Genomic DNA, 4242 nt, shown 5'->3' with positions numbered 1-4242 from the left:
AAGCGACCTAATCCACCCGCACCCACTAATCCGACGATGACGGTGGCGCGGATGCAGACTTCCCAACGGTAGAGGATATAAGCGATAAAGCGGGGCAAAGTGCGGGGTAAGACACCGTAGAGGAAGACTTGGGAACCACTCGCGCCCAATGCTTTAAGAGATCGCAAGGGACGTTCATCTAGATTTTCCGTCACTTCCGCCATCAGACGCCCTAGGATACCTAAGTTGTGTAAACCGAGGGCGATCGCTCCCGGTAAGATACCTGGAAACAATACAAACAGAAAGATTAACGCCCAAATGGGTTCGGGGACGGCACGAGCAAACAGTAGTAGGAAGCGGGTAAAAATCAGTACGGCAGTTGCTCGTAGATCCCCTATAGCCCCTCTTAAAAAGGGGGGTATTAGAGTTGCCTTTACCCCCATTGATGAGGGGAGTTTGCTGAATCTTCTGCCAGTATCTAAAATCCCTCCTGGCAACAGGAAATTATTCGCGGCTGGGAAAGATAATAAAATGCCGCCTAATCCAGCCGCAGCCATTGCCAGGATGGACATGGCAAGGGTTTGCGCCGAAAGGGTAAATAGTTGGCTCACCTGACTCCCATCCGGTGGAAAGACATCCTGAAACACTCCTGCCAATAGCTGTGCGGTTCGTGGTGCCCAAAGCTTTGAGAAATCAGCTTGGACGTACCAGAAGGAGAAAATAACTAAAACAATGCCGCCCAGAAATGACACCTGCACGACTGGATCTTTTTGATAAAACCGCTGTTTTCGCCCTTGGAGATTTAGGACGTTCAAATCCAGGCGACTCGGCGCACCTAAACGGTGGCGTAGCAAAGCACTCCAAAAATCCGTAGCACCATTTAATACAATTAGGGCGATCAAAAACGTCCACATCTGCTCATAGCGCAGAGATTGGAGGCTGAGGAGAATTTGATATCCCAGTCCACCTGCACCGATAATCCCCAGTACGGCGGCGGAACGAATCGAACACTCAAACCGATAGAAAGCGTAGGACAGCAGATTTAAAAAGGCTTGGGGAATCAAGCTATAGGCAAAAGCATTCAGAGGGGGAACACCACTATTGAGCAGTGCCATGAGTGGCTGGCGGGGAGTTTCGTCTAGAATCTCCGAGAAGACTTTGGCAGTAATCGCACCAAAAGGAATTGCGATCGCTAATACGGCTACTAGGGAATCGAGTCCAAAAATATTGACAAAAAATAATCCCCAAATTAACTCGTGAATTGCTCTGGGGATTGCCAAAATTCCTCGTACCACCACCCAAGGAGGCTGAGGTTTAAGTTTTGAGTTTTGAGTTTTGAGTTTTGAATTTGAAACAGATTGCCACCATATCTCGGAAGAAAAAACACCCCCCACCAACCCAATCAGCACGCTGAAGAAAGTGCCACACACGGCATAAGCGAGGGTTTTCAGAGTGGAATCTAGAGTGAGTTGGAGAAATTCCGGGCTGAGATCGGGTGAAAATGCAGCTACGAGAAAGCGCCAGACGAGGTTCCAGCCGCCTGAGTTGATTAAATTGCCTTGGAATACGCCTGCTACGTGCAACGACCAAATGAGGGACGCGACAAACAGCAATCCCCACACAGTACGCCAGGTAAGCGGTGAGGGGCGCTGAGGGAGAGTAGTTGGATGGCGATCGCTTGTTTGTGGCACGCTTTAGATATCAAACCGCTACAGATGCAAAAAATGCAGAGGAATTTAAATAGAAATATTTAGGATTACCCCGTGGTTTTATAGAGAGTTTCAATCATGGCATCCGAGAGGTCTTCAGCGGGAATATCAAACAAAATACGCCCATGTTGCAGACCAATAATTCGCTGATAATGACTCCGAGCAAATTCAATCGCGTGGACACTGGTGACTAAAGTTTTCCCGGTTTCTATACTCAACTGGCGCAATAAGTCCATAATCTCGCGGCTGCGTTCGGGGTCGAGGCTGGAAATGGGTTCGTCGGCAAGGATGGCGGTGGGATTTTGCACGAGGACGCGAGCGATCGCTACCCGTTGCTGTTGACCGCCAGAAAGGCTATCAGTACGTTCGTAAAGTTTTTCTGGAATCCCCACCTGTGCCAAAGCTTGATGAGCAGTTTCGACTTCTAAGGGATAAATCAGCGAAACTACTGCTTTGAAAAACGACCAGCGCCCTAGATGTCCAGCATTGACATTGTGAATCACCTGCAAATTATCAACTAAGTGAAATTGTTGGTAAATCGTACCAATCTGGCGCTGGACTTGACGCAGCGACTTTGGACGCAGATGAGCAAGGTTTCGACCCAGTACCCAGACTTCTCCTTGAGTGGGTAGCAGCGTACCGTTGAGTAAATTAATCAGCGTACTTTTTCCCGCGCCGCTAGAACCAACCAGCGCCACGCGATCGCCTGTCCAAATCTGCAAGTTAATATCAGCCAGAGATTCAAAACATCCAAATTGCTTGGAAACGTTTTTCAGTTCAAATATTGGCGCAGACGAATTCATTTCTCTGCTTAGTTTGCTATCCATTTAGTCATGAGATAGCGATCGTGATCTTTAAAAACAACCTTCCGATATAAATTTTGTGCTGCTGTATTTTTCCGCTCGACTTCTAAATGAAGTGCTTGAATTCCTAGAGAAGGGCAAACACTTTCTATAAACTGAATTACGCTCATGCCTACCCCTTGCCCCCGATAACTCTCTTGGATGTAGAGTTCATCAATAAATGCATCACGCCCGCGAAATTCTAAACTGTAGCCAAAGGTAAGGACGACGTAGCCAATCGCTTCGTCCCCATTCTGGATCAGCCACACTCGTCCTAGAGAATCGTCATGCAAAACATTTGCCAATGCCGTGCGAACAATGGATTCATCAAATTTTAGGTGTTCAAACTCGTAGAACTCTCCTATAAACTTCACCAGAATTTTAGTATCGGATTTTTCTGCAATTTTAAAGTTGGCTTCTGTCATTTACATCACTTTATTTTGCCAATTTTTCGACCAATATCCTCAATTTGAGCATAGTTGGAATTTTGGGTAGGAATAAATTTAGTTGCTTGTAGAAGGTCGAGAATTTCTTTATGTTCGGGTACGCTAGGGTCTAGTTTTAAAAAGGCATTTTGTACTTTTTTAGAAAAATCCTCACCATAACGCTTTTTGACCTCCGGATTGAGCACCCAGTGATAGTCGTAATAGGCGGGTGTTTGCCAGAGGACTTGCACTTTGTTTGGGTCTACTTCTTTGGCATCGACTCGCTTTTTCCAGACGCTTTCATTTACAGCCCCAACATCGTAGGTGCCTGCTTCCACTAATTTGATTGTCTTATCGTGGTCGCCAGAAAAGCCAACTTGACCTTTGAAATCTTCAAGCTTGAGTCCAGCTTGTTGCAGGAAATATTGAGGCATTAAACGCCCAGATGTTGAAGATTCGCTGCCAAAGGTAAAGCTATGTCCTTTGAGCTGTTTTAAATCAGAAATCTCTTTAAATGGCTTCAGTCCTGCCTTTTTGTTGGCGATGAAAAGACTGTGGAATTGGGCGTCTATGTCGCGTTGCGCGATCGCTTCTGCACCGGGTACCTGCAACCGTGCCTGCACCCCCGTCAATCCCCCAAACCAAACCAAATCCAAATCCCCTACTTTGAAGACAGTAACCGCCGCCGTATAGTCAGTAACCGGCTTATACTCAACCGGCACACCCAATTCCTTTTCCAGATAAGCAGCTAGCTTCTCATACTGACGCTGTAACTTTTGCGGATCTTGATCGGGAATGGCACCGATTGTCAGAGGTTTTGCCTCAGTTCCACCGTTCGTCGCTGAAGTCCCGGAGGGGTTGGGCGAACACGCTGCTAGCGGTAGCAACAACAAACCGGACAACAATATTTTTTTCATCCCTGACTTGGCTCTCCTCATTTTGACTGGCATAGAAACGGCGTTGCTGATTTGGTAATGCTATAGCTATTTCACAAGCAGATTCCTTCGTGGAAAAATCATTACTTTTCAGCAACGCCATAGAAACCTACGCTAGAAGCGACCCATGCTGGAAATGGGGTGTAGCGAGGGTGCCAGAAGTCAGTGTAAGCGAACGGCTACCCTTATGCCAAAATTAACCCTAGTGTCGAGGCGGCTTTAGCAATGGTTTGGCATCGTGGGCAGAAGTTGCAGGGCGGACGATATATTATTGAGAGGCATTTGGGTAAAGGTGGCTTTGAGATCACCTATCTTGCTGAGAATAAATGCAATCAAAAGAAGGGCAAGCGAT

4 protein-coding genes are annotated in these 4242 nt (G+C 46.9%); all 4 read right to left on the bottom strand.

Translation table 11 applies throughout. The annotated features are described in order from the left end of the window. On the bottom strand, positions 1–1592 hold a 1592-nt coding region (locus H6F50_RS07310; RefSeq protein ID WP_190427976.1), incomplete at its 3' end, for an ABC transporter permease subunit. A gap of 143 nt (positions 1593–1735) precedes the next feature. Beyond that, the gene (locus H6F50_RS07305) at positions 1736–2491 is read right to left on the bottom strand and encodes a phosphonate ABC transporter ATP-binding protein (protein WP_190427974.1); all 756 of its coding nucleotides are present in this window, start codon (positions 2489–2491) and stop codon (positions 1736–1738) included. Positions 2492–2499: 8 nt separating this feature from the next. Beyond that, positions 2500–2955, bottom strand: coding sequence for a GNAT family N-acetyltransferase (locus tag H6F50_RS07300; protein ID WP_190427972.1), 456 nt, complete (start codon positions 2953–2955; stop codon positions 2500–2502). A gap of 5 nt (positions 2956–2960) precedes the next feature. Further along, positions 2961–3872, bottom strand: coding sequence for a putative selenate ABC transporter substrate-binding protein (locus H6F50_RS07295; protein ID WP_190427970.1), 912 nt, complete (start codon positions 3870–3872; stop codon positions 2961–2963). Positions 3873–4242 lie beyond the last annotated feature (370 nt).

The sequence above is a fragment of the Coleofasciculus sp. FACHB-712 genome (assembly GCF_014695635.1).
Classification (GTDB): Bacteria; Cyanobacteriota; Cyanobacteriia; order Cyanobacteriales; family FACHB-T130; genus FACHB-T130.
Note: the sequence above shows the minus strand (reverse complement) of the source record. Positions and strands in the feature narration are given on the sequence as shown.